Genomic DNA, 23,174 nt, shown 5'->3' with positions numbered 1-23,174 from the left:
CTCGCGCAGCTCCCGCCGGATGGAGCGGGAATCGAAGCGTCAGCGGACTATACAGCCGCAGCGCGAATGACACAGCGACGGCGAGTCGCCGGCTGTGGAGCGACGCCGCTGGCCGGTTTGGCTGACGGCGCGTCACGCCTCTAGGCTCCTGGCCGACAATCAAGGGAGTCTAAGTATGGGCCAGGGACCGCTGAGCGGACTGAAGGTCGTCGAGTTCGCCGGCATCGGGCCGGGGCCGTTCTGCGGCATGCTGCTGTCCGATCTCGGGGCCGACGTGGTGCGCATCGACCGCAAGGGGCAGGGCAGGGCCTCGCCCGCCGACATCACCTCGCGCGGCCGCCGGTCCGTGGGGCTGGACCTGAAGACCCCGGCCGCCATCGAGACCTGCCTGAAGCTGATGGAGGGCGCCGATGCGGTGTTCGAAGGCTTCCGGCCCGGCGTCATGGAGCGGCTGGGCCTCGGCCCCGACGTCGCGCTCGCCCGCAATCCGAAGCTGGTCTACGGGCGGATGACCGGCTGGGGCCAGTTCGGGCCCTACGCCAACGCCGCCGGCCACGACATGAACTACATCGCCATCACCGGCGCGCTGCACGCCATCGGCACGGGCGACAAGCCGGTTCCGCCGCTGAACCTGGTGGGCGATTTCGGGGGCGGGGCGCTCTATCTCGCCTTCGGCCTGCTGGCCGGCGTGCTCAACGCCCGCGAAACCGGCAAGGGCCAGGTCATCGACTGCGCCATGAGCGACGGCGCCGCGTCCCTGATGGCGATGTTCTACGGCTTCAAGGCCAGCGGAATGTGGAAGGAACAGCGCCGCGCCAACCTGCTCGACGGCGGCGCGCACTTCTACGACACCTACCAGTGTTCCGACGGCAAATGGGTCTCGATCGGCTCCATCGAGCCGCAGTTCTACGCCCTGCTGCTGGAGAAGACCGGCATCAACGATCCGGACTTCGCCGCCCAGATGGACCGCGGCCGCTGGGACGGCCTGCGCGAAAAGCTGGCCCACGTCATCGCCCAGAAGACCCAGGCCGAGTGGACCGACATCATGGGCGCGACCGACGTCTGTTTCGCGCCGGTCCTCGATCTGGACGAGGCGCCCAGGCATCCGCACAACGTCGCGCGCCAGACCTTCGTGGAACTGGGCGGGGTGGTCCAGCCGGCGCCTGCGCCGCGCTTCTCGGCGACGCCCGGCGCCATCCAGGGCCCGCCGCCGGCCATCGGCGCGCACGACCGCGAAGCCCTTGGCGACTGGGGCTTCTCCGACGCCGAGATCGAGGCCCTGAAGGCCTCCGGCGCCTTGGCTGGATAGGAAAAGCCCCGGACGTCGCCGTCCGGGGCCAGGGTCCTTATTTCGCCGGCGCGGCCATCGGCGTGAGGTTGGTGGCCGCCGCCTTCTGCGCCACGTGATCCTCGCCCGACAGCGGGATCAGGCCCCGCTGCTGCAGGTATCCGCCCTTGCCGGTCGCCGCGTCGGAGACGAAGGCGTTGACGAATTCGCGCAGGCCCGGGGTCACCCCGACATTGGCCTTCTTCACGTAGATGTAGAGCGAGCGCGAGACCGGATAGGTCCCGTTCGAGATGGTCTCGAAGGTCGGGGCGACCCCGTCGATCTTTGCGGCCTTCACGCTGTCCATGTTGTTCTCGAGGAACGAATAGCCGAACACGCCCAGGGCGTTCGGCGTCTTGGTCAGGGTCTGGACGATGGCGTTGTCGTTCTCGCCCGCGTCGACCCAGGCGCTGTCGCCACGGATCGTATGGGCCTTGGCCTTGAAGGCGTCCTCGTCCTTGCCGTGCAGGGCGTCGAGCTCGGCCAGCTTGCGCGCGCCCTTCTCCAAGGCCAGTTCGCTGAAGGCGTCGCGCGTGCCGGAGGTCGGCGGCGGGCCATAGACCAGGATCGCCTGGGCCGGCAGGCCGGCGTCCACGTCCTTCCAGTTCTTGAGGGTGTTCTTCTCGAACGCCGCGCCCTTGGGCAGTTCGGCGGCCAGGCCGCGATAGACCTGGTCGAGCTTGAAATCGAAGGTCGGGCCGTTCTTGGCGTTGGCGATCACGATCCCGTCATAGCCGATCTTGATCTCGACGATGTCGGTGACGCCGTTGGCGACGCACTGGTCGTATTCCGACTTCTTGATCGGCCGCGAGGCGTTGGCCACGTCGGGGAAATTCGCGCCCGCGCCGCTGCAGAACAGTTTGAAGCCGCCGCCGGTGCCCAGGCTTTCGACCTTGGCGGCGCGGCCGCCCGTGGTCTTGGCGACGTTCTCGGCCACGCGGGTGGCGAACGGGAAGACGGTCGAGGAGCCGGCGGCCCAGACCTGGTCGCGGCCGCTGGCGCTGGGGCCCTTGGCGCCGTCCTTGGCGGCCTGCTGGCCGCAAGCGCTCAGGGCGACGGCGGCGATGGCGAGATAGGCGTAAGGTTTCATGGCTGTGAGCTCCCAGACCGGTGGCCCCGAGCCGCTAGCATTCTTGTTTGACACTTATGTGAAGTCGCGGTGACGGCCCCCGGGCATGAACGCGCGCCGGGCGAGGCGTTCAGCCGGGGTTCAGGGGGCCGATCCGATATTGCGCCTTGTCCGGACGCCGCAAATCTCCCGTCCCTCGACGCGGCGGTTCGGATCGATGGCATGACACGCCCATCGGCGGCGCGCCGGCGACCCCGGCGCGCCGTTCGGGCGTGCGGCGATGGCGGGGTTGCGTCCAGGGGCGAGCTTGCGCACCTTCCGCGCCATGTCGTTTCAACAGAGAATCCGCGCCTTGCGGGACGCGGACTGGGATCCGATCCACTGGATTCGCCTGGCGCTCCTGGTCGCCGGCCGCGCCCTGCGCCGCCTCTGGGGGCGGGACGTCATGCTCTATGTCGGCGGCGTTTCCTTCTTCGCCATGCTGGCGGTGTTCCCGGCCCTTTCCATCGGCATCGGCGTCTACAGCCTGCTGGCCGACCCCGGCGAGGTGGCCCACCAGGCCGAGGCCATGGCCCGCCTGCTGCCGGCCGGCGCTCAGACCCTGTTCCAGGGCGAGCTCGAACGCCTGGCCCAGGCGCCGTTCCAGGCGGTCTCGGCCCAAAGCGGCGTGGCCCTGGTCATCGGCGGCTATGCCGCGCACCGCGGGTTCAAGGCCCTGCTGGCGGGCTTGTCCTTCATCCATGACGAGGACACCCAGCGCGGCTTCTTCAGCTTCAACCTGCTGGCGCTGGCGGTGCTGATCGCCGCCTTCGTGATGATGGCCTTCTTCTCGGCGATCTTCTTCTATTTCCGCTTCATCGGCGCGGCCTTCGGCCTGCGCCCGCTGGCCGGAGTCTCCTGGCTCTACAGCGAATGGGTCTGGGCGAGCTTCGGCCTGACGGTCGCCATGAGCCTGATCTACCGCTTTGCGATGTCCAGCCGGCCGGTCGCCTGGCTGCCCTCCATCCTCGGCGGCGCCAGCGCGGCGATCCTCTGCCTGTTCGTGTCCTGGGCCAGCGCCGTCTATGTCGAGCAGATCGCCCATCTCGGCGCGACCTACGGCTCGGTCGCCGCCGTCGTCGTCTTCCTGATCTGGCTCTCCTGGAGCGTCAACGCTGTCTTCTTCGGCGGCGCCTTCGCCACCGAGATCGAGCTGGTGCTGGAAGACCGCCGCCAGCATCGGCTGGCGAGCGAAGCCGTCTAGAGCGGCTTGCCGACCAGGAAGCTCAAGGCGCCGTCGTCCTCGCCGATCTCGACGACCTCCATCCCCGCGCCCGCCGCGAAGTGCGGTACGTCGATCCGGGCCAGAGGATCGTCGGCCAGCAGCCGCACGCGTGCGCCCGCCGGGGCCGCCTCGAGCGCCCGCCGAAGCCGCAGGGTCGGCACCGGACAGCGATGGCCGCGTGCGTCGACAAGGATTTCAACATCATCCATGACCGCCGGCTTACAGTCACAAGGGCTTGAACCCAAGCCCTCGTGTTTTGCAATCGGGACGTGTTGGCCCTAGCCCACTGGAGGCATGGCGGAAACCTTCACGACGAACGTCCCGGCCAGGCTCGATCGCCTGCCCTGGAGCCGTTTCCACTGGATGGTGGTGATCGCGCTAGGCGTCACCTGGATCCTCGACGGACTGGAAGTCACCCTGGTCGGCTCGCTGTCGCCGGCCATTGCGGGCGGCCTGGCGCTTTCCAGCACCCAGATCGGCCTTTCCGGCAGCGCCTATATCCTCGGCGCGGTGCTCGGCGCCCTGATCTTCGGGCGGCTGACCGACACCTTCGGGCGACGGCGGCTCTTCACCATCACGGTCGGCGTCTACCTGGTCGCGACCATACTGACCGGCTTTTCGTGGGACTTCTGGTCGTTCCTGCTGTTCCGTTTCCTGACTGGGGCCGGCATCGGCGGCGAGTACGGTGCGGTCAATTCGGCCATCCAGGAACTGATCCCCGCGCGCCGCCGCGGCTATACCGACCTTGCGATCAACGGCAGTTTCTGGGTCGGCGCGGCCCTGGGCGCGGCCGGCTCGCTGATCGTGCTGGACCCTCAGATCGTCGACCAGGCCTGGGGCTGGCGGCTGGCCTTCATCATCGGCGGGGCCCTGGCCCTGATCGTCATCTACATCCGCCGCTACATCCCCGAGAGCCCCCGCTGGCTGATGAGCCACGGCCATCCCCAGGAGGCCGAGGCCGTGGTCGCGGCCATCGAGGCCGACGTCCAGAAGCGGTCGGGGATCGTCCTGCCGCCGACCGCGGGTCTGCCGACCCTGCGGCTGCGCCCGATGCGCACCTCCTGGCTCGACATCGCCCGCTCGCTGATCGTCCGTCATCCGAAGCGGACCGTGCTGGGGATCGTGCTGATGTCGACCCAGGCCTTCTGCTACAACGCCATCTTCTTCACCTACGCCCTGGTCCTGACCAAGTTCTACGGGATCGCACCGGCCTCGATCGGCTGGTTCATCCTGCCGTTCGCGGCGGGCAACTTCCTCGGCCCCCTGCTGCTGGGCCACTTCTTCGACTCCATCGGCCGCAAGCCGATGATCTCCCTGACCTACGGCCTGTCGGGCGTTCTGCTCTGCCTGACGGGCTGGGGGTTCGCCGAGGGCATGCTGTCGGCGGTCTGGCAGACCGTGGCCTGGACGGTGATCTTCTTCTTCGCCTCGGCCGGGGCCAGCGCGGCCTATCTCACCATCGGCGAATCCTTCCCGCTGGAGACGCGTGCGGTGACGATCTCGCTGTTCTACGCCTTCGGCACCCTGCTGGGCGGGGTGGGCGGCCCGGCGCTGTTCGGCGCGCTGATCGAGTCGGGCGAGCGTCACCAGATCTTCTGGGGCTACCTGCTGGGCGGAGGTCTGATGTTGCTGGCCTCGGTGGTCGAGTTGTTCCTGGGCGTCGCCGCCGAGCGCAAGCCGCTGGAGGAGGTCGCTCCACCGCTCTCCATCATCGACGACGCGCCCTAGACCTCGGCCGATCTTCGGCAACTGCTTGGTTTTACGTGTAAACCTGGCCGCAACACCTGGCGTGCATAGTGCCTCGTCTTTCGGATCGGGGCCGCATGCAATCTCTGTCGCGCAGGTTTCAGCTCAGCCTGGGGGTGATGTCGACTATCGTCACCGCCATGGGCGCCGTCGCGGCGTTCATGGTCTTCCAGGGCGAGCTGTCCAATCGCCAGATCGCCTTCCTCGGCGACTACGTGGCCGAGCGCAGCACCAATGTGGACAAGCGGTTCTCGAACCTCGAAGGCCTGCACAGGTCGGCCGCCCAGGAGCTTGAGCGCCGCCTGCAGACCCTGACCCCGGCCGAGGTGGATCGGCTGACCGAGCGCTATTTCCCCGCGCGCCCGGACGGCACCCGGCGCAGCCGCCCGGAGGACTTCGACGGCCGCCTGACCCCTGATGGCGACTATGTCTATGGCATGGGCGCCTTCATCGTCCGCGCCGCGGAGACGCCGCCCCTGGAAAAGGCCGCCCTGGCCGCAGCCTTCCAGGTGGTGTCCGGCTTCGGCCAGGCGGCCCATGGCCAGTACGACAATTTCTATTTCTTCACGCCCTCGGCCCGGCTGGTGATGTTCGGCCCGGACCGGCCCGACCGCCTGATGTTCTATCGGCACGAGGCGCCCGCCGACCTCGACCTCAGCAAGGAGGAGATGGCCACTCTCACCTCGCCGCAGAACGATCCGGACCGGCTCACCCGCTGCACCAATCTCCAACGGCTGGTCCAGGACACCCGCGGCGAACGCCTCGCCACCGCCTGCCTGACGCCCGCCTATGCCGGTGGCCGCTATATCGGCTCCTTCGGGTCCTCGCTGGAGCTGACCGGCTTCTTCCTCGACGCCATCCGCAACACGCTGCCCGGCGCATCGAACCTCGTCGTCACCTCCAAGGGCGAACTGATCGCCTTTCCTGGCTTCCAGACCCCCGGCAAGGCGTCTGAGGCTACGGTGGCCGGCTATGAGGAGCGTTTGGGCCTGCGCGCCCTGGTCAAGGCGATCAAGGCCGACGGCCGCTCGCACGGCGTCATCGAAAACCCCGCCCGCGACGAGATCGTGGCCTATGGCCGCCTGACCGGCCCGGATTGGTATCTGCTGCTGACCTATCCCAAGGCGGCGGTGACCCGGTCGGCCATGCTGTCGGCTTCCTGGGTGCTGGCGCTTGGCTTGGTGGCCTCGACCGCCCAGCTCTTTCTGGTGGTCAGCCTGGCGCGCCGGACCATCGTCCAGCCCCTGCGGCAACTGGCGGCCACCTGCGAGCCGGAGGCCTTCGGCTCCGGCGAGCGGCCCGACATCGGCAAGGTCGAGGCGCGCAACGACGAAATCGGCGTGCTGGCCAAGGCGCTGCGCGGCGAGCGCGACAAGGTCGAGGAGGTCATGGCCTCGCTGGAGGACCGCGTGCATGAACGCACCGCCGAGCTCGAACGCGCCAACGCCGAGAAGTCGCGTTTCCTCGCCAATATGAGCCACGAGCTGCGCACGCCCCTGAACGGGGTGATCGCCATCTCCGAGACCCTGGCCGCCGAGCAGACCTCGCCCAAGAGCCGCGAGTTGGCCGAGTTGATCGTTTCCTCCGGCCGTCTTCTCGAACAGGTCCTGACCGACATCCTTGACTTCTCGAAGATCGAGGCCGGCGAGATCGCCCTGGCCGCCGAGCCGTTCGCCCTGCGCGCCATCGTCGGCCGGATCGCCGAGCTGCATCGCGCCGCGGCGGAAGCCAAGGGCCTGTCGCTGGACTGGAGCGTCTCGCCCCAGGCCGAGGGATATTTCATCGGCGATGCGGTTCGCCTGACGCAGGTGCTCTCGAACCTGCTCTCCAACGCGGTGAAGTTCACCGAAGCCGGGGGCGTGACCCTTCGGGTGGAGCGCGACGGCACCGGCCCGCTGCGCTTCTCCGTGAGCGACACCGGCATCGGCTTCAGCGACGAGGTCAAGGCGCGGCTCTTCCGCCGCTTCGAGCAGGCCGACGATTCGATCCGCCGCCGTTTCGGCGGCACTGGCCTGGGCCTGGCCATCAGCCGCTCGCTGGTTGAGCTGATGGGCGGGGAGGTCGACGTGGTCTCCCAGCCGGGCAGGGGATCGACCTTCACCATCACCGTGGCCCTGGCCCAGACCCAAGGTGCGGAGGAGGGCGCCTCCGGCGGCCCGTCGACCGTGCTCGACATCGCCGGCCGCCGGGTGCTGCTGGCCGAGGATCATCCGACCAACCAGAAGGTGGTCCAGTTGATCCTGCAATCGGTCGGCGTCGAACCGGTCATCGTGGAAAACGGCGCGCTGGCGCTCGCGGCCCTGCGCGCCGAGCGGTTCGACATCGTGCTGATGGACATGCAGATGCCCGAGCTCGACGGGCTCTCGGCCACCGCCTCCCTGCGCGAGTTCGAAGCCGAGAACGGCCTGCCGCGCACGCCGGTCATCATGCTCACCGCCAATGCGCTCGACGAGCACGTGCGCGCCAGCAGCGAGGCGGGCGCCGATCTGCACCTCTCCAAGCCGATCCGCGCCGCCGCCCTGATCGAGGCGATCGTCGATGCGATCGGGACAGCGGAGGCCCCGCAGGACCTGGCCCGCCCCGCAGGCCTTGAAGCCGGCCTCAGGCCGTAAAGACGCTTTCGGCGGTCGCGCGGTCCAGGATGCGGAACTCGCCGGCGGCCAGGTCGCCTGGCAGGGCCAGCCCGCCGATGCGCTCGCGATGCAGGTCGATGACATGGTTGCCGACCGCGGCGAACATCCGCCGGACCTGGTGATAGCGGCCTTCTTCGATGACCAGCCGGGCCTGCCGTTCGCCAAGGGGTTCGAGGATGGCCGGCAGCAACGGCTTGTCCTCGCCCTCCAGCATCATCGTCCCCGATGCGAAGATCGCGCCTTCGTCGCCGCCGAGCGGCCGATCCAGCGTGGCCAGGTAGCTCTTGGCTACGTGCCTGCGGGGTGAGATCACCCGATGCAGATAGTCGCCGTCGTCGGTGATGAGCAGCAGACCTGAAGTCTCCTTGTCCAGTCGCCCGACGCTCGAGAGGGCCGGGTCGCGCACGCGCCAGCGGGGCGGCAGCAGGTCGTAGATCCGCTGGCCCGCCTCCTTGTGCGAACACACCACGCCCAGCGGCTTGTGCAACATGACGATCATCGGCGGCGGCGGATCGACCGGCCGGCCCATCACCGTCATGCGCCGGGGCAGGTCGGGACCGATGGCGATGCGCGCGCCGGCGTCTTTCACCGCCACGCCGTCTAGGACGATCTCGCCGGCCACGGCCAGGCCGTGCATCTCCTTGCGGCTGCCATAGCCGAGATTGCCGAGCAGCCGGTCGAGCCGCATGGTCGGAACCTTGCTCATCGCCGCGCCTCGAACACCTTGTAGCCGCTCGCATCGGCGACCGGGCTTACGCGCTTGAACGCCTCGGCCAGCACGCCCTCGTAGGGCAGGTGGCGGTTGGCGGTCATCCAGAGCACGCCGCCGGGCGCAAGCACCGAGGCCGCCGTGCGGATGAACGCCTGGCCGAGCGCGCGATCCTCCTGGCCGCCGTCGTGGAACGGCGGGTTCATGACCACGAAGTCCAGGCCCTCGAGCCTTTCGCCCGCTCGCCTCACGTCTGCCCATTCGAAACGGGCGCGCTCGTCCACCACGTTGCGCCGCGCGCAGTCGAGCGCCCGGCGATCCAGTTCGACCAGGGTCAGGGCGGTCACCGCCGGCGAGGTCAGCACCTTGCGCGACAGCCAGCCTATTCCCGCCCCGAAGTCGGCGCCGCGCCCGCTCAGCGCCGGCAGGCGGCCCAGCAGCAGGTCGCTCCCGGGGTCCAGGCGGTCCCAACTGAACACCCCCGGCTGCGACCAGAGCCCCGAGGGCAGACGCCGCGGCGCCCCTTCGGCGATCGCCGCGTCCAGCCCGGCGACCTGCGCGGGCCGTTCGACCGTGCAGATGCGGTGATGGCGTCGGGAGGTTTCTGCGGCCTCGCAGCCTAAACCTGCCAATATTTTCCGGATTCTCAGCCCGCCCTTGTCCTTCGGCGCGGCCGCCGTCAGCAGCCCGCCCGGCTTCAGCGTCCGCAGCGCCTGGGCCAGCACATGGCGTGCCTCCACCGCCCCCGGCGGAACCTGCACCACCACCTCCTCCCAAACCGCGTCGGGCGCTGCGGCCATGTCGTCGGAGCCCGGAATGAGCGGCGAAAGCTGGCGCGCGCTCCTGGGCGTCTCGACGACGTCCGGGCGCGGGGTTCCATAGACGGCTGCAGGCAAGGCGGTTTCCGTTCGACTCTCCAGCCGCCCCTATGTCCCACCCGGCCCTCCGTCGCAATCGGACACGCAAGTTGAGTTGGCGGCCATCGCGGCCTGCGGGACCTTTGCGGCATGTCTAACTTGCCGCAGCAGCATTCCACAGCCGTCGTCGCGCCAAACGCCCAGGTAGATCCAACCTGTACGATTGGCCCCTATGCGGTGATCGGTCCTGATGTTCGCTTGGGGCCGGGCAACGTGGTCGGGTCACATGTCGTTATCGAAGGGCGCACCGAGATTGGCGCCGACAATCGTTTCCTGACCTCCTGCGCTATTGGCGGCAGCCCCCAGGTCGCCGGTGCGGCCGACCATCAAGGCGCATTGCGCATCGGCGACCGCAACGTGTTCCGCGAATTCGTAACGGTTCATGGCGGTCTTCGGGAGCCGACGGTGATCGGATCGGAAGGCCTCTTCATGGCCAACGCACATGTCGCACATGACTGTTGGTTGTCCGACCGCGTGGTGCTCGCCAATGGCGCGACATTGGGCGGTCACGTCGTTCTTGAGCAAGGGGCGCAGGTCAGCGGGCTAAGCGCGGTTCATCAGTACGTGCGGATTGGGCCTTATGCCTTCGTGGCGGGCGGGGCGATGGTGGTGCAGGATGTCCCGCCTTTCTGCGTCGTCCAGGGCGATAGGGCGCGCCTGGCGGGCCTGAACACCGTCGGGCTGCGCCGCGCCGGATTTTCCGAAGACGCAATCCGCAGCCTTCGCCGGGCGTACCGGACATTGTTTTATGGAGCAGGCGCTCTGGAAGAGCGGATACGCGACGCTCTGGCGTTGGCTGACGAGCCTCACGTACGCACGTTCACCGCCTTTCTGCGGGGCGGACAACGGGGCGTCATCACCACTCCTCGGCGAAGGGAGGCTACGGCGGGACGTGAGGCCTCATGCTGACGCTTGCCGTTTGTCCCGCGATGGGCCAAGTCGTCCTCCCTGTTCGCGCCGCCTTCGCCCGTTTCGCACCACATTCCTGTGAAACTGGACGAGGCTCGGTCGTGGAATCACCGGCGGCGGCCGCAGGGACGCACGAGGAGTCTTGAGAGCATGGCAGTTTCCCCCTTCACCGGGCCGGCGGTCACCCAGTTGAAGCCGCGGATCGTCGTGTTCGGGGTGGGCGGCGCAGGCGTCAACGCGGTCAACAACATGATCGAGTCCGGCCTGGAGGGCGTGGACTTCGTGGTCGCCAACACCGACGCCCAGCAGCTCTCGCTTTCCCTGGCCAGCCAACGAATTCAGCTCGGCGTGCAGGTGACCCAGGGCCTGGGCGCGGGAGCCAATCCCAACGCCGGCCTCAGCGCCGCCGAAGAGTCGGCCGAGGAGATCATCCGCTATCTCGACGGCGCCGACATGGTCTTCATCACCGCGGGCATGGGCGGCGGCACCGGCACGGGCGCAGCGCCTTTCGTCGCCAGGTGCGCGCGCGAGCGCGGCATCCTGACGGTCGCGGTCGTCTCCAAGCCGTTCCGTTTCGAGGGCCGCCACCGCATGCGCCTGGCCGAGATGGGCCTGGAGCAATTGCAGCAGTTCGTGGACACCTCGATCATCGTCCCGAACCAGAATCTGTTCCGCATCGCCACCGAGCAGACGACCTTCGCCGAAGCCTTCGGCATGGCCGACCAGGTGCTGCACTCGGGCGTGCGCTCGATCACCGACCTGATGGTGCTGCCCGGCCTCATCAACCTCGACTTCGCCGACGTGCTGAGCGTCATGGGCGGCATGGGCGCGGCGATGATGGGCACGGGCGAGGCGACGGGCGAAGGCCGCGCGGCCGGCGCCGCTCACAACGCCATCCAGAACCCCCTGCTGGACGAGACCTCGCTGGCCGGGGCCAAGGCCGTGCTCATCAACGTCACCGGCGGCACGGACATGACGCTGCTGGAGGTCGACGAGGCGGCGAACGTGATCTCCGATCAGGCTGATCCGGACGCCAACATCATCTTCGGTGCGGCGTTCGATCCTTCGCTGGAAGGCAAGCTGCGGGTGTCCGTGGTGGCGACGGGCATGAACTCGGTCACGCCGCCGTCCAGCGGCGACACCCTGCAGTCGCGGACCGCCGACTCACAGCAGGAGCCGGCGGCGCAGCAGCAGGCGTCTCAGCGCCGCTTCTGGTAGGCGTCAGCGCGCGCGGACCGGCGCCGCCTTCGCCTGGCGCCGGCTGCGGACGAGGGTGAGCGTCCCTCCGACCAGCAGGGCCGCCGCCGCGACGAGATAGGGGCAGTGCGGCTGGCCGGCCGATCCGCAGATCACGCCCAGTTCGGCCACGCCCCGCGCCGCCAGCCAGGCCAGTTCTCCGCAGACCGCCGAGCCTGCCAGCATGGCCGCGCCGGCGGCGGTGGTCAGGTCAGACTTCAATTCGCTCATATGCCGACTCCGGTGTGATGCGACACCTGACCGCTCCGTCCGAAGCGGCGCCTTGATCAAAATCAATGCCGCCAAGGCCCTCGCGCGGCCTTTACCGACCCAACGCTGTCACCACGACTCGCTTGGGGGACCATGACGACTTTGCCTGTCAGAGAGAGCAGGACGCCGCTGGACGCGGTGCTGCTGTTCGCCATCACAGGAGCGCTCGCCTTCGCCGCGCTCCTGGCCACGGCCTTCACGGCCGATCCGCTCTTCAGGTTCCAGGGCTGGATCTTCATCGCCGCCGCGGTGCTGGCGCTGTCGGCCATGACCTACCTGATCAACGCCGGGGGCATGCGCTCGCCGGAGGACCGCTACGCCGACGGCGTGGTGAGGGCAGGGGTCATCGCCACCATGGTCTGGGCCATCGTCGGCATGACCGCCGGCGTGCTCGCCGCGGCCCAGTTGTCGTGGCCGACCATCTTCTACTTCCCCGAGGCCGGGTGGCTGAACTTCGGCCGGCTGCGCTCGGTGCACACCTCGGGCGTCATCTTCGCCTTCGGCGGCAACGCCCTGATCGCCACCTCCTTCTACGTCGTCCAGCGCACCTGCCGCGCCCGCCTCGCCGGCGGCGTGTGGCCCTGGTTCGTGTTCTGGGGCTACCAGCTCTTCATCGTGCTGGCGGCGTTCGGCTACCTGGCGGGCATCACCCAGTCGCGCGAATACGCCGAGCCGGAATGGCTGGTGGACCTGTGGCTCACCATCGTCTGGGTGGTCTACCTGCTGGTCTTCCTGGGCACGCTCTGGAAGCGCAAGGAGCCGCATATCTATGTGGCCAACTGGTTCTACCTGGCCTTCATCATCACCATCGCGATGCTGCACATCGTCAACAACCTGGCCGTTCCGGTCGGGGGACTGAACCATCGCAGCTATTCGCTGTTCGCCGGGGTGCAGGACGCCCTGCTGCAATGGTGGTACGGCCATAACGCCGTCGGCTTCTTCCTGACCGCCGGCTTCCTGGCGATGATGTACTACTTCGTGCCCAAGCGCGCGGAGCGGCCGGTCTATTCGTACCGGCTCAGCATCGTCCACTTCTGGTCGCTGATCTTCATCTACATCTGGGCCGGCCCGCACCACCTGCACTACACGGCCCTGCCGCAGTGGGCCCAGACCCTGGGCATGACCTTCTCGATCATGCTGTGGATGCCCTCTTGGGGCGGCATGATCAACGGGCTGATGACCCTGTCGGGGGCGTGGGACAAGCTGCGCACCGACCCGGTGATCCGCATGATGGCGGTGTCGATCGCCTTCTACGGCATGGCGACCTTCGAAGGCCCGCTGATGTCGATCCGCGAGGTCAACGCCCTCAGCCACTACACCGACTGGACCATCGGCCACGTCCACTCCGGCGCGCTGGGCTGGGTCGGCTTCATCACCTTCGGCTCGATCTACTGCCTGGTGCCCTGGCTGTGGAAGAAGGAGCGGCTCTATTCGCTGCGCCTGGCCGAATGGCACTTCTGGATCGCGACCCTCGGCATCCTGCTCTACATCTGCGCGATGTGGGTCTCCGGGATCATGGAAGGCCTGATGTGGCGCGAATACACGCCCCAAGGCTTCCTCGCGAACTCCTTCGTGGAGACGGTTGCGGCCAAGCACATCGAGAACGTCATCCGTACGATCGGGGGGCTCATGTTCCTCGCCGGCGCGGTGATCATGTCCTACAACCTGTGGCGTACGATCCGCATGCCCAGCACGGCGCCCAGCGCCCAGTCGCTGGCCGGTCCCGCCCCCGCGCTCGTCGCGGCCGAGTAAGGCGAGGTCGCACCCATGTGGAAGCATCACACCAAGCTTGAGAAGCACTCCCTGCCGCTGGTCATCGCGATCCTGATCGTGGTGTCCATCGGCGGGATCATCGAGATCGCGCCGCTGTTCTGGCTGGAGAGCACCGTCGAGAAGGTGGAGGGCGTCAGGCCCTACACCCCGCTCGAGCTCGCCGGCCGCGACATCTACATCCGCGAGGGCTGCTACACCTGCCACTCGCAGATGGTCCGCCCGCTGCGCGACGAGGTCGAACGCTACGGTCACTACAGCCTGGCCGCCGAGAGCATGTACGACCACCCGTTCCAGTGGGGCTCCAAGCGTACGGGACCCGACCTGGCGCGAGTGGGGGGCAAGTATTCCGACGCGTGGCACAAGGATCACCTGATCGATCCGCGCTCGGTCGTGCCGGAATCTGTCATGCCGCCCTACGCCTTCCTCGCCGAGAAGACCCTCGACTACCGCGACATCAAGGAGAAGATTCGCGCCATGACCCGGGTGGGCGTGCCCTACACCCAGGAGATGATCGACAACGCGACCGAGGACCTGGAGACCCAGGCCGATCCGTTCGCCTCGCCGACCCAGTTCCAGGCCCGCTACGGCGCCAAGACGCTCAAGCGCGACTTCGACGGCGAACCCGAGAAGATCACCGAGATGGACGCCCTGGTCGCCTATCTCCAGATGCTCGGCACCCTCGTCGACTTCTCGACCTACCAAGCGCAGGCCCCGGAGAACCGTCGATGAGCGACCTGACCTACGAAACGGTCGCGCGCTTCGCCCAGCAGGGCGGGCTGATCTACTTCGGCGCGATCTTCCTGGCCGGCGTCGCCTATGCGCTCTGGCCGCGCAATCGCGAGGCGTTCAAGCGCCTCGCCCACCTCCCGCTGCAAGATCATGAGGACCAGCCCGATGGCCAACCGTGAGACTGACGAGGTCACCGGCGTCGACACCACGGGTCACGAGTGGGACGGCATCCGCGAACTGGACAACCCGCTGCCGCGCTGGTGGCTCTACATGTTCTGGGCCGGCATCGCCGCGGCCGTCGTCTACTGGGTGCTGATGCCGGCCTGGCCGGGGGTCAGCGGCTACACCCGCGGCGTGCTCAGCCAGTCGGACCGCGCGGACGTCGCCGTGGCCCTGAAGGACCTCCAGACGATCCGGGGCGTCCAGGCCGCGAAGCTGAAGAACGCCACCCTGGAGCAGATCGAAGCCGATCCGGAGCTGCAGGCTTACGCTCAGGCTGTGGGCCAGTCGGTGTTCGGCGACAACTGCGCCACCTGCCATGGCGTGGGCGGGGTAGGGGCCAAGGGCTACGCCAACCTGCGCGACGACGTGTGGCTGTGGGGCGGCAGTCTGGAGCAGATTCACCACACCATCCAGGTCGGCATCCGCTCCGACAATCCGCAGAGCCGCATGTCCCAGATGCCCGCCTTCGGGCGCGACCAGATGCTGACCTCGGCCCAGATCAACGATCTGACCGAATACGTCGTGGCCCTGTCCGGGCGCACGGCCGACGCCGCGGCGGTGCGCCGCGCCGCTCCGATCTATCAGGAGCAGTGCAGCGCCTGCCACGCCGCCGACGGGACCGGCGACCAGGCCCAGGGGGCTCCGAACCTGACCGACCAGGAATGGCTCTACGGCTCCTCGCGCGCCGATATCCAGGGCCAGATCTGGAGCGGCCGCGGTGGGGTCATGCCGAGCTGGCAGTCGCGTTTCGATCCCGAAACGCTGAAGGCCCTGGCTGTCTACATCCACTCCAACGCTGGGGGTCAGTAGCCCCGATGACCGTCGTCATAGACAGGACCAACGCTCCCAAGCGCGGCGCAGGTCCCGTCTCGGCCGCCGCCCATGCTCGCAAGAGCGCCGATCCGGGCGGCGGCCTCTACAAGCCCCGCGCGCCGATCTATCCCAAGCTGGTCCATGGCCGCTGGCGCGCGATCAAGTGGGCGGTGATGATCGTCACCCTGGCGATCTACTACATCACCCCCTGGATCCGCTGGGACCGGCCGGGAAACCTGCCGGATCAGGCGGTGCTGGTCGATTTCGCCGGTCGCCGGTTCTATTTCTTCGACATCCAGCTCTGGCCGCAGGAGGTGCACTTCATCACCGGCCTGCTGGTGCTGGCGGCCCTGGCGCTGTTCCTGGTGACCGCGCTCTTCGGCCGGCTGTGGTGCGGCTATACCTGCCCGCAGACCGTCTGGACCGACCTCTTCATCTATGTCGAGCGCCTGTTCGAAGGCGACCGCAACGCCCGCATGCGCCTGGACGCCGCGCCCTGGTCGTTCGACAAGGCCTGGCGCAAGGTCGGCAAGCACGCGGTCTGGCTGGGCATCGCCTTTGCGACCGGCGGGGCCTGGATCTTCTATTTCCACGATGCGCCCAAGCTGCTGCACGATTTCTGGACCTTGCAGGGTCCGGCGACCGGCTATGTCTTCTGCGCCCTGCTGACCTTCACCACCTACGTCTTCGCCGGCACCATGCGCGAGCAGGTCTGCATCTACATGTGCCCGTGGCCGCGCATCCAGGGGGCGATGCTCGACACCCATTCGCTGCAGGTCACCTATCGCTACGACCGCGGCGAACCGCGCGGCGCGCACAAGAAGAGCCAGGGCTGGGAAGGGCGCGGCGACTGCGTCGACTGCCACCAGTGCGTCACCGCCTGTCCGATGGGCATCGACATCCGCAACGGCCCGCAGCTCGAATGCATCAACTGCGGCCTCTGCATCGACGCCTGCGACGAGATCATGCTGAAGGTCGATCGTCCCAAGGGCCTGATCGCCTACGACACCGACGCCGCCGTCGAGTCGCGCGCGGCGGGCAAGCCGGCCATCTATCGCCTGATCCGGCCCCGCACGATCTTCTACGCCGTCGCCTTGGCGGCCGTCTCGGGCCTGATGGTGTGGGGCCTGGCGACGCGGCCGACCCTGGACCTGCATGTCCTTCGCGACCGCAACCCGGTGTTCGTGCGCCTGCACGACGGCGCCGTGCGCAACGGCTACACCGTCAAGATCGCCAACCGGACCTTCTATCCGCAGACCTACAGCGTCCGCTTCGACGGCCCTTCCGGCGTGATCCTGAAGACTCCGGGACTTGAGGCCGTGGGCGATACGGTCGCGGTCACCGTGCCGGCCAACGAGGTCCGCTCCGTCCGCGTCTTCGCCACCTTGCCGCCCACGGCCCTGACCGCGGCCAACCTCCCGGCCGCCTTCGTGGTCCAGGCGGGCATGGCCGAAGCCCGCGCCAAGACCACCTTCCTTTCGGGAGCTGCGAACGCCGAATGACCGACACCGCTGCAACCTCGTTCCGAATCAAGGGCTGGCACGTCCTGGCCGCCGTCGTCGGCTTCTTCGCCGTGGTCATCGGGGTGGACGCCGCCTTCCTGGTTGCCGCCTATCGCAGCTTCCCGGGCCAGGTCTCGGTGACGCCCTACGAGGACGGCCTGGCCTTCAACCGCGACGTGGCCCGCCGTCAGGCCCAGGCCGCGCTGGGCTGGAGCGCCACCGCCGCCCCCGTCGCCGGCGGCGTCCAGGTCGAGATCGCCGACCGCGAGGGCGCTCCGGTCCAGGGCCTGACGCTCGTCGGCCAGCTTCGTCGCCCGGCGACGGAAGCGGGCGAGATCGCCCTGAAGTTCTCCGAAGCCTCGTCCGGCCGCTATTTCGCCGCGGCCAGGCCCGGCGCCGGCGCCTGGGACATCGAGGCCAGCGCCAAGGACCATCCCTTCAAGGCGGAGCGCCGACTGACATGGCCATGACCGCACCGGCGCCGACGGGCGAGCGCCAGGATTTCTCGGCTTTCCTTCGCCCGGCCCGGGACGGCGGCCGCTCCATCGAACTGCTGGTGAAGGGCGCGCGCTGCGCAGCCTGTCTCTCCAAGATCGAACGGGAGATGAAGGCCCTGCCGGCGGTGGCCGCCGCGCGACTCAACCTGACGACCGGCAAGCTGACCGTCGAGTTCGAACCCGGCGCTGGCGATCCCAGCCTGCTCCTCGAACGCCTGGACAAGCTCGGCTATCCGGCCACGCTCTACGATCCGGGCAAGGCCGCCGAGGTCCGCGACGCCGAGGGGCGCCGCCTGACCTTCGCGCTCGGCGTGGCGGCGTTCGGCGCCGGCAACGCCATGATGTTCTCGGTCCCCATTTGGGCGGGCCTGTTCGGCCAGGAGCTGGGACCGGCCACGCGCACCCTGATGATGTGGCTGAGCGCGGTGATCGGCGCGCCCTGCGCGATCTACGCCGGGATGCCGTTCTTCGAGTCGGCCTGGCGTTCGCTCCGCTCCGGCCGGGCCAACATGGACGTGCCGATCTCGATCGGCGTCATCCTGACCCTGGCCATCAGCTTCATCGAGACGGTGCTGCGCGGCCGCGACGCCTATTTCGACGCCGCCGTCTCGCTGCTGTTCCTGCTGTTGATCGGCCGCTGGCTCGACCACCGGCTGCGCGCCAGCGCCCGCAGCGCCGCGGCCGATCTGCTCGCTCTCCAGGCGCCTTCGGCGGCGGTGATCGGGGAGGGCGGGATCGAACGCCGCACCCCGCTGGGCGAGGTCGCGCCGGGCGACGTGCTGATCGTCCGCCCTGGCGAGCGGATCCCCGTCGACGGGATCGTCGCCGGCGGCGCATCGGACCTCGACAAGTCGTTGCTGACCGGAGAGACCGCGCCGGTGCGCGTCGGCACGGGCGAGGCCTGCCAGGCCGGCGCCCTGAACCTCAGCGGCGTCATCCGCCTGCGCGCGACGGCCCGGTCCGAGGATTCCGCCGTCGCCGCCATCGCGCGGCTGGTCGAGGCGGGGACTCAATCGCGCTCGCGCTATGTGCGCCTGGCCGACAAGGCCGCCAGCCTCTATGTGCCGGTCGTCCACTCGGCGGCCGCCCTGACCTTCGTCGGCGGCTGGCTGCTGGGCCTGGGGCCGCGTGAAGCCCTGCTGCGCGCCGTCGCCGTGCTCATCATCACCTGCCCCTGCGCGCTGGGCCTGGCGGTTCCGGCGGTGCAGGTCACCGCGTCGGCCCGCCTGTTCCGTCGCCGCGTGCTGGTGAAGTCCGGCGCGGCTCTGGAGCGGCTGGCCGAGGTCGATCACGTGGTCTTCGACAAGACCGGCGTCCTGACCGAAGGCCGTCCTCAACTGGTGGACGCCGCGCCTGTCGCGGTCGCCATGGCCGCGCCCCTGGCGCGCGCCTCGTCCCATCCGCTGGCCAAGGCCCTGGCGGCGGCCCATCCCGGCCTGACCGCCCTGGCCGAGGACGTGCGCGAAGTCGCAGGCCAAGGAGTCGAAGGCCGCATCGGCGGCCGTATCGCCCGTCTCGGCCGCGCCGATTTTGTCGGGGTCAAGGGCGCCTGCGCGGCCGAGACCGAGCTCTGGTTCGGCTTCGAAGGCGACACCAAGATCCGCTTCGTGTTCGTCGACCGCCTGCGGGCCGACGCCGCCGCCACGGTCGAGGCTCTGAAGGCTCGCGGCCTGACCGTCGAGATTCTCTCCGGCGACGTCGCCAGCGCGGTCGAGGCCGCCGCTCGCGCCGCCGGCGTCGCGGCCTGGCGCGCCGGGCTCACCCCGGCCGACAAGTCGAACGCGGTTCGCGAGGCGACCGCCGCCGGCCGCAAGGTGCTGATGGTCGGCGACGGCCTCAACGACGCCGCGGCCCTGGCCGGGGCGCACGCCGCCATGGCGCCCGGCACCGCGCTCGACGCCAGCCAGAACGCCGCCGACCTGGTCTTCTCCGGCGAGGGCCTGGGCGCGGTCGTGGAGGCCTTCGACGTCGCCAGGTCCGCGCGCGGCCGGGCCCTGGAGAACTTCGGCTTCGCCGCGCTCTACAACCTCGTCGCCGCGCCCGCCGCCATGCTCGGCTTCGTCAATCCGTTCGTCGCCGCGCTGGCCATGTCGGGATCGTCGCTGGCGGTGACGCTCAATGCGCTGCGGACCGGAGCGGGGAGGCGGTCATGAACATCCTGATCTTCCTCGCCCCGGCTTCGGTCATGCTGGCGCTCCTCGGCCTCGGCGCATTCTGGTGGACGATGCGCAGCGGCCAGTACGACGATCCTTTGGGCGATGCGTCCCGCATCCTGGTGGAGGACGAAGGTCCGATCGCCGATTGATCGATATCACGGCGATAAGGCGCTGATTCCGCGATGTTCCCCGGCGGACAGGAGACCCGCCGTGACGGCTACAATGCTTGCAACACCCCGCTCGCTCTACGACCTCGTCTCGCGCCACGATGGCCGCGCCCCGCGCTACACCAGCTATCCCACCGCCGTGCAGTTCGCCCCGACGGTCGATGCGGCGACCTATCGCCAGTGGCTGGCCGCCCTGCCGCTGGACGAGGCCGTCTCGCTCTATCTGCACATCCCATTCTGCGCGCGCCTCTGCTGGTACTGCGGTTGCAACACCCGTGCGGTGAACCGTCACGATCCGGTCGAGGCCTATGTCGCCAAGCTGGTCGAGGAGATCCGCATGGTCGCCGGGGCCTTGTCAGGCCCGATCCCCGCCTCGGCCATCCATCTGGGCGGCGGCACCCCGAACATGCTCTCGCCCAAGGATATGGACCGGCTGTTCGGCGCGCTGGGTCGCGCCTTCACCATGACCGCGGACATGGAGGTGGCCGCCGAGCTGGACCCGCCGCTCCTGACCCGCGAATGGGTGGCTGCGGCCGCTTCGCACGGCCTGCGCCGCGCCAGCCTCGGGGTTCAGAACCTGTCGCCGGACGTGCAGGCGGCCGTCGACCGCCACGAAACGATCGGAGAGATCGCCCGCTGCGTGGATTGGCTGCGAGCCGAAGGCGTCCGGTCGATCAATCTCGACCTGATGTACGGCCTGCCGCATCAGAACCGCTCGAACACCCTCTCGACCATCGAGGCGATCCTGCCCCTGCGGCCAGAGCGGATCGCCCTGTTCGGCTACGCCCACGTCCCCTGGATGAAGCCGCACCAGAAGCTGATCGACGAAGCGGCCCTGCCGGATGCGCCCTCGCGCCTCGACCAGGGCGAGGCCGCCGCCGAGCGCCTGCAGGAAGCCGGCTACGTACGCATCGGTCTCGACCACTTCGCCTTGCCGGATGACGAACTGGCCATCGCCCTGGCCGAGGGGCGGCTGCATCGCAACTTCCAGGGCTATACGACCGACGCCGCGCCCGCCCTGATCGGCATGGGCGCCTCGGCCATCGGCGCCTTTCCGCAAGGCTACGTCCAGAACCTGACGAAAGAACTGGAGTGGCGCGACGCCGTAGAGGCCGCAGACCTGCCGATCGCCCGCGGCGTCGCCCTGACGCCCGACGACCGGTTCCGGGCCGAGATCATCGAGCGGCTGATGTGCGACATGGCCGTCGATCTCGAGGTCATCGCCGCCCGCCACGGCCGCGACTGGTCGGACCTTGCGGGCGATCTCCCCCGTCTCGATCCCTTCATCGAAGACGGCCTCCTCGAGCGTCACGGCCCGCGCCTCAAGGTCGCCCCGGACGGCCGCCTGGTGGTCCGCGCCATCGCCGCCGTCTTCGATTCCTATTTCGAACCCGAGGCGGGCCGCCACTCGCGCACGCTTTGAAGGCTGGCGGCGCGGCGCGCGCGATGAGACGGAGGCTTGCCTTAAGGCCATAGTCCGCTGCAGCTCTGCTGAGTATGGATTTCGATGCGGAGCAGCGTGAAATCCCTATCAGGCTGGGGGTCTGGCAGAAGATGAGGGCTGAAATCGTCGAGAGACGGGAAGTCACGAGGAGCGGGGGCGACAGCCCCGGTCCCGTATCGCTCAGGCCGCGGCTCGCCGACCTGTCGCCGGCCTATTTCGGGCTGGTCATGGCCACCGGCATCGTCTCTCTCGCGGCCCTGATGATGGGCCATTCGAGCATTTCCCGTGGGCTGTTCTATCTCAACGTCGTGCAATACGCGGTTCTGTGCGTGCTGTATGTATTGCGAGCCTGGCGTCATCCGCGCCGGTTCTTCGGCGACATGGTCGGACATCTGACCGGGCCGGGCTATTTTACGATGGTCGCCGGCACCTGCATTCTGGCGAGCCAGTTTCTCATTCTCGACGACAATATAGTGGTGGGCGAAACGCTGTGGCTTTTGGCCGCCATCCTTTGGCTTTGCCTCACCTACACGATCTTCACCGCGCTTACGGTGCGGCATGAGAAGCCCACGCTCGACAAGGGCATCAGCGGAAGCTGGCTGCTGGCCGTGGTGGCGACGCAGGCCATATCGGTCTCCAGCGCGCTGCTCGCCGCGCGCATCGGCCAGCCTTACCGACTCGAGCTCAATCTGCTGGCGCTGTCGATGTGGCTGTGGGGCGGCATGCTCTACATCTGGATGATGTCGCTGATCTTCTATCGCTATGTCTTCTTCCGCTTCGCTCCGGACGATCTTGCGCCGCCTTACTGGATCAACATGGGCGCGATGGCGATTTCGACCTTGGCCGGCTCGTTGCTTATCTTGAACGCGCCGCACGCCCCGTTTCTGACGTCGCTGCTGCCGTTCCTGAAAGGCTTTACGGTTTTCTACTGGGCGACGGGAACCTGGTGGATTCCGATGCTGGTGCTGCTCAGCGTCTGGCGTCACGGCTACGAGCGTTTTCCGCTTCGCTACGATCCGCTCTACTGGGGCGCGGTGTTTCCGCTCGGCATGTACGCCGCCAGCACATGGCAGATGAACCGCGCCATGGAGCTGGATTTCCTGTTCGCGCTGCCTCGCGTCTTCTTCTGGGTCGCGCTGGTCGCGTGGACGATCACCTTCTGCGGCATGCTGCACGCGCTCGTGCGCGGAGCGCAGACAGGCCGACGATGACCTTCACGAGCGGGGATGGCGGATGGGGTGGGTGTCTCCCCCCGACGCCAAATCAACGGCTTAGCACGTCTAACCCCGCCGAAGGGCTCCATTGAATCACAACGGCTTTCGCCCGGCTTGTCTAACCGGGGGATCGCGCTGTGAGCACTCCCGCCATCGTCGTCGCCGAGGTCCAGAAGAACAGCCGGGAGCGGGTGCGCGTCGCGCTCGACCGGTTCAAGGGCCATGACCTGATCGACGTCCGCGTGACGGTCGAGATGACGCAGGCGACGGGCATCTACATGCCGACCGGCAAGGGCGTGAGCTTGAAGGTCGCCAAGCTTCCCGAGCTGATCGCGGCGCTACAAGCCGCCCAGGCCAGGGCTGTGGAAGAGGGGCTGCTCACCATCGAGTAGCGCCCCCTTCACATAGCCCAGCCCGTCTGTCGGGATCGCGCGTCGCCGGCCAGCCATGCCGGCGGGGATCAGCGAAGGCACAATGCAAGGGGGCCATCAGCCCCCAGTCGTGGCAGGGCAGCAATTCTCCCGAGCCACCGACAATGCCCGCACCGCTGGCGGATCGGCGGCCGGGCAGTCGCGCC

The 23,174-nt window shown here is 68.4% G+C and carries 20 protein-coding genes and 1 pseudogene; 17 read left to right on the top strand and 4 right to left on the bottom strand.

What is annotated here, in order from left to right:
- Positions 1–175: 175 nt before the first annotated feature.
- On the top strand, positions 176–1,309 hold the full coding sequence (locus ACE3TL_RS01875) for a CaiB/BaiF CoA transferase family protein (RefSeq protein ID WP_374576951.1): 1,134 nt from the start codon (positions 176–178) through the stop codon (positions 1,307–1,309).
- Between the two features lie 37 nt (positions 1,310–1,346).
- On the opposite strand, the gene ACE3TL_RS01870 is transcribed toward ACE3TL_RS01875, so the two are convergent.
- Complete coding sequence (locus ACE3TL_RS01870; protein ID WP_374576950.1) at positions 1,347–2,417, bottom strand: substrate-binding domain-containing protein; 1,071 nt, start codon at positions 2,415–2,417, stop codon at positions 1,347–1,349.
- 304 nt (positions 2,418–2,721) lie between these two features.
- Here ACE3TL_RS01870 and ACE3TL_RS01865 point away from each other — a divergent pair, with 304 nt between their 5' ends.
- On the top strand, positions 2,722–3,639 hold the full coding sequence (locus ACE3TL_RS01865; protein ID WP_374576949.1) for a YihY/virulence factor BrkB family protein: 918 nt from the start codon (positions 2,722–2,724) through the stop codon (positions 3,637–3,639).
- On the opposite strand, the gene ACE3TL_RS01860 is transcribed toward ACE3TL_RS01865, so the two are convergent.
- On the bottom strand, positions 3,636–3,869 hold the full coding sequence (locus ACE3TL_RS01860) for a sulfurtransferase TusA family protein (RefSeq protein WP_374576948.1): 234 nt from the start codon (positions 3,867–3,869) through the stop codon (positions 3,636–3,638). The genes ACE3TL_RS01865 and ACE3TL_RS01860 overlap by 4 nt on opposite strands.
- Positions 3,870–3,954: 85 nt before the next feature.
- Here ACE3TL_RS01860 and ACE3TL_RS01855 point away from each other — a divergent pair, with 85 nt between their 5' ends.
- Positions 3,955–5,388, top strand: a complete 1,434-nt coding sequence (locus ACE3TL_RS01855; RefSeq protein WP_374576947.1) for an MFS transporter — start codon at positions 3,955–3,957, stop codon at positions 5,386–5,388.
- Between the two features lie 95 nt (positions 5,389–5,483).
- A complete protein-coding gene (locus ACE3TL_RS01850; RefSeq protein ID WP_374576946.1) occupies positions 5,484–8,018 on the top strand; it encodes an ATP-binding protein in 2,535 nt (844 codons plus the stop codon).
- On the opposite strand, the gene ACE3TL_RS01845 is transcribed toward ACE3TL_RS01850, so the two are convergent.
- Positions 8,008–8,745 (bottom strand): pseudouridine synthase, encoded by a 738-nt coding sequence (locus ACE3TL_RS01845; protein WP_374576945.1) that lies wholly within the window; start codon positions 8,743–8,745, stop codon positions 8,008–8,010. The genes ACE3TL_RS01850 and ACE3TL_RS01845 overlap by 11 nt on opposite strands.
- Positions 8,742–9,644 carry a class I SAM-dependent methyltransferase gene (locus ACE3TL_RS01840; RefSeq protein ID WP_374576944.1) on the bottom strand — a complete coding sequence of 301 codons (903 nt, stop codon included), beginning with the start codon at positions 9,642–9,644 and terminating at the stop codon, positions 8,742–8,744. The genes ACE3TL_RS01845 and ACE3TL_RS01840 overlap by 4 nt, the downstream gene beginning before the upstream one ends.
- A 111-nt stretch (positions 9,645–9,755) precedes the next feature.
- Here ACE3TL_RS01840 and lpxA point away from each other — a divergent pair, with 111 nt between their 5' ends.
- The 13 genes and pseudogenes from lpxA to ACE3TL_RS01775 all read left to right on the top strand — a co-directional run bounded on the left by lpxA (position 9,756) and on the right by ACE3TL_RS01775 (position 22,989).
- Entirely contained in the window at positions 9,756–10,574 is an 819-nt protein-coding gene (gene lpxA, locus ACE3TL_RS01835; protein ID WP_374576943.1) for an acyl-ACP--UDP-N-acetylglucosamine O-acyltransferase, read from the top strand.
- 150 nt (positions 10,575–10,724) lie between these two features.
- Positions 10,725–11,992 (top strand): annotated as a pseudogene (ftsZ, locus tag ACE3TL_RS01830) (cell division protein FtsZ); the annotation flags it as partial.
- A 181-nt stretch (positions 11,993–12,173) separates the two neighbouring features.
- Positions 12,174–13,832 (top strand): cytochrome-c oxidase, cbb3-type subunit I, encoded by a 1,659-nt coding sequence (gene ccoN, locus ACE3TL_RS01825; protein WP_374576942.1) that lies wholly within the window; start codon positions 12,174–12,176, stop codon positions 13,830–13,832.
- Positions 13,833–13,847: 15 nt separating this feature from the next.
- A complete protein-coding gene (gene ccoO, locus ACE3TL_RS01820) occupies positions 13,848–14,582 on the top strand; it encodes a cytochrome-c oxidase, cbb3-type subunit II (protein ID WP_374576941.1) in 735 nt (244 codons plus the stop codon).
- Positions 14,579–14,761 (top strand): cbb3-type cytochrome c oxidase subunit 3, encoded by a 183-nt coding sequence (locus tag ACE3TL_RS01815; protein WP_374576940.1) that lies wholly within the window; start codon positions 14,579–14,581, stop codon positions 14,759–14,761. The genes ccoO and ACE3TL_RS01815 overlap by 4 nt, the downstream gene beginning before the upstream one ends.
- The gene (ccoP, locus tag ACE3TL_RS01810) at positions 14,748–15,614 is read left to right on the top strand and encodes a cytochrome-c oxidase, cbb3-type subunit III (protein WP_374576939.1); all 867 of its coding nucleotides are present in this window, start codon (positions 14,748–14,750) and stop codon (positions 15,612–15,614) included. The genes ACE3TL_RS01815 and ccoP overlap by 14 nt, the downstream gene beginning before the upstream one ends.
- Before the next feature lie 5 nt (positions 15,615–15,619).
- The gene (ccoG, locus tag ACE3TL_RS01805) at positions 15,620–17,119 is read left to right on the top strand and encodes a cytochrome c oxidase accessory protein CcoG (protein WP_374576938.1); all 1,500 of its coding nucleotides are present in this window, start codon (positions 15,620–15,622) and stop codon (positions 17,117–17,119) included.
- Complete coding sequence (locus ACE3TL_RS01800) at positions 17,116–17,589, top strand: FixH family protein (RefSeq protein ID WP_374576937.1); 474 nt, start codon at positions 17,116–17,118, stop codon at positions 17,587–17,589. Before ccoG ends, ACE3TL_RS01800 begins: the two co-directional genes overlap by 4 nt.
- Positions 17,580–19,769 (top strand): heavy metal translocating P-type ATPase, encoded by a 2,190-nt coding sequence (locus tag ACE3TL_RS01795; protein WP_374576936.1) that lies wholly within the window; start codon positions 17,580–17,582, stop codon positions 19,767–19,769. Before ACE3TL_RS01800 ends, ACE3TL_RS01795 begins: the two co-directional genes overlap by 10 nt.
- Positions 19,766–19,921, top strand: a complete 156-nt coding sequence (gene ccoS, locus ACE3TL_RS01790; protein WP_374534760.1) for a cbb3-type cytochrome oxidase assembly protein CcoS — start codon at positions 19,766–19,768, stop codon at positions 19,919–19,921. Before ACE3TL_RS01795 ends, ccoS begins: the two co-directional genes overlap by 4 nt.
- A gap of 61 nt (positions 19,922–19,982) precedes the next feature.
- The gene (gene hemN / locus ACE3TL_RS01785; RefSeq protein WP_374576935.1) at positions 19,983–21,362 is read left to right on the top strand and encodes an oxygen-independent coproporphyrinogen III oxidase; all 1,380 of its coding nucleotides are present in this window, start codon (positions 19,983–19,985) and stop codon (positions 21,360–21,362) included.
- Positions 21,363–21,436: 74 nt separating this feature from the next.
- Entirely contained in the window at positions 21,437–22,594 is a 1,158-nt protein-coding gene (locus ACE3TL_RS01780; protein ID WP_374576934.1) for a tellurite resistance/C4-dicarboxylate transporter family protein, read from the top strand.
- Between the two features lie 140 nt (positions 22,595–22,734).
- Entirely contained in the window at positions 22,735–22,989 is a 255-nt protein-coding gene (locus ACE3TL_RS01775; protein ID WP_374576933.1) for a transcriptional coactivator p15/PC4 family protein, read from the top strand.
- Positions 22,990–23,174 lie beyond the last annotated feature (185 nt).

The sequence above is a fragment of the Phenylobacterium sp. genome (assembly GCF_041920015.1).
In the GTDB taxonomy this organism is placed as follows: domain Bacteria; phylum Pseudomonadota; class Alphaproteobacteria; order Caulobacterales; family Caulobacteraceae; genus Phenylobacterium.
The sequence above is the reverse complement of the archived record's forward strand: the minus strand, read 5'-3'. Positions and strand labels throughout refer to the sequence as shown.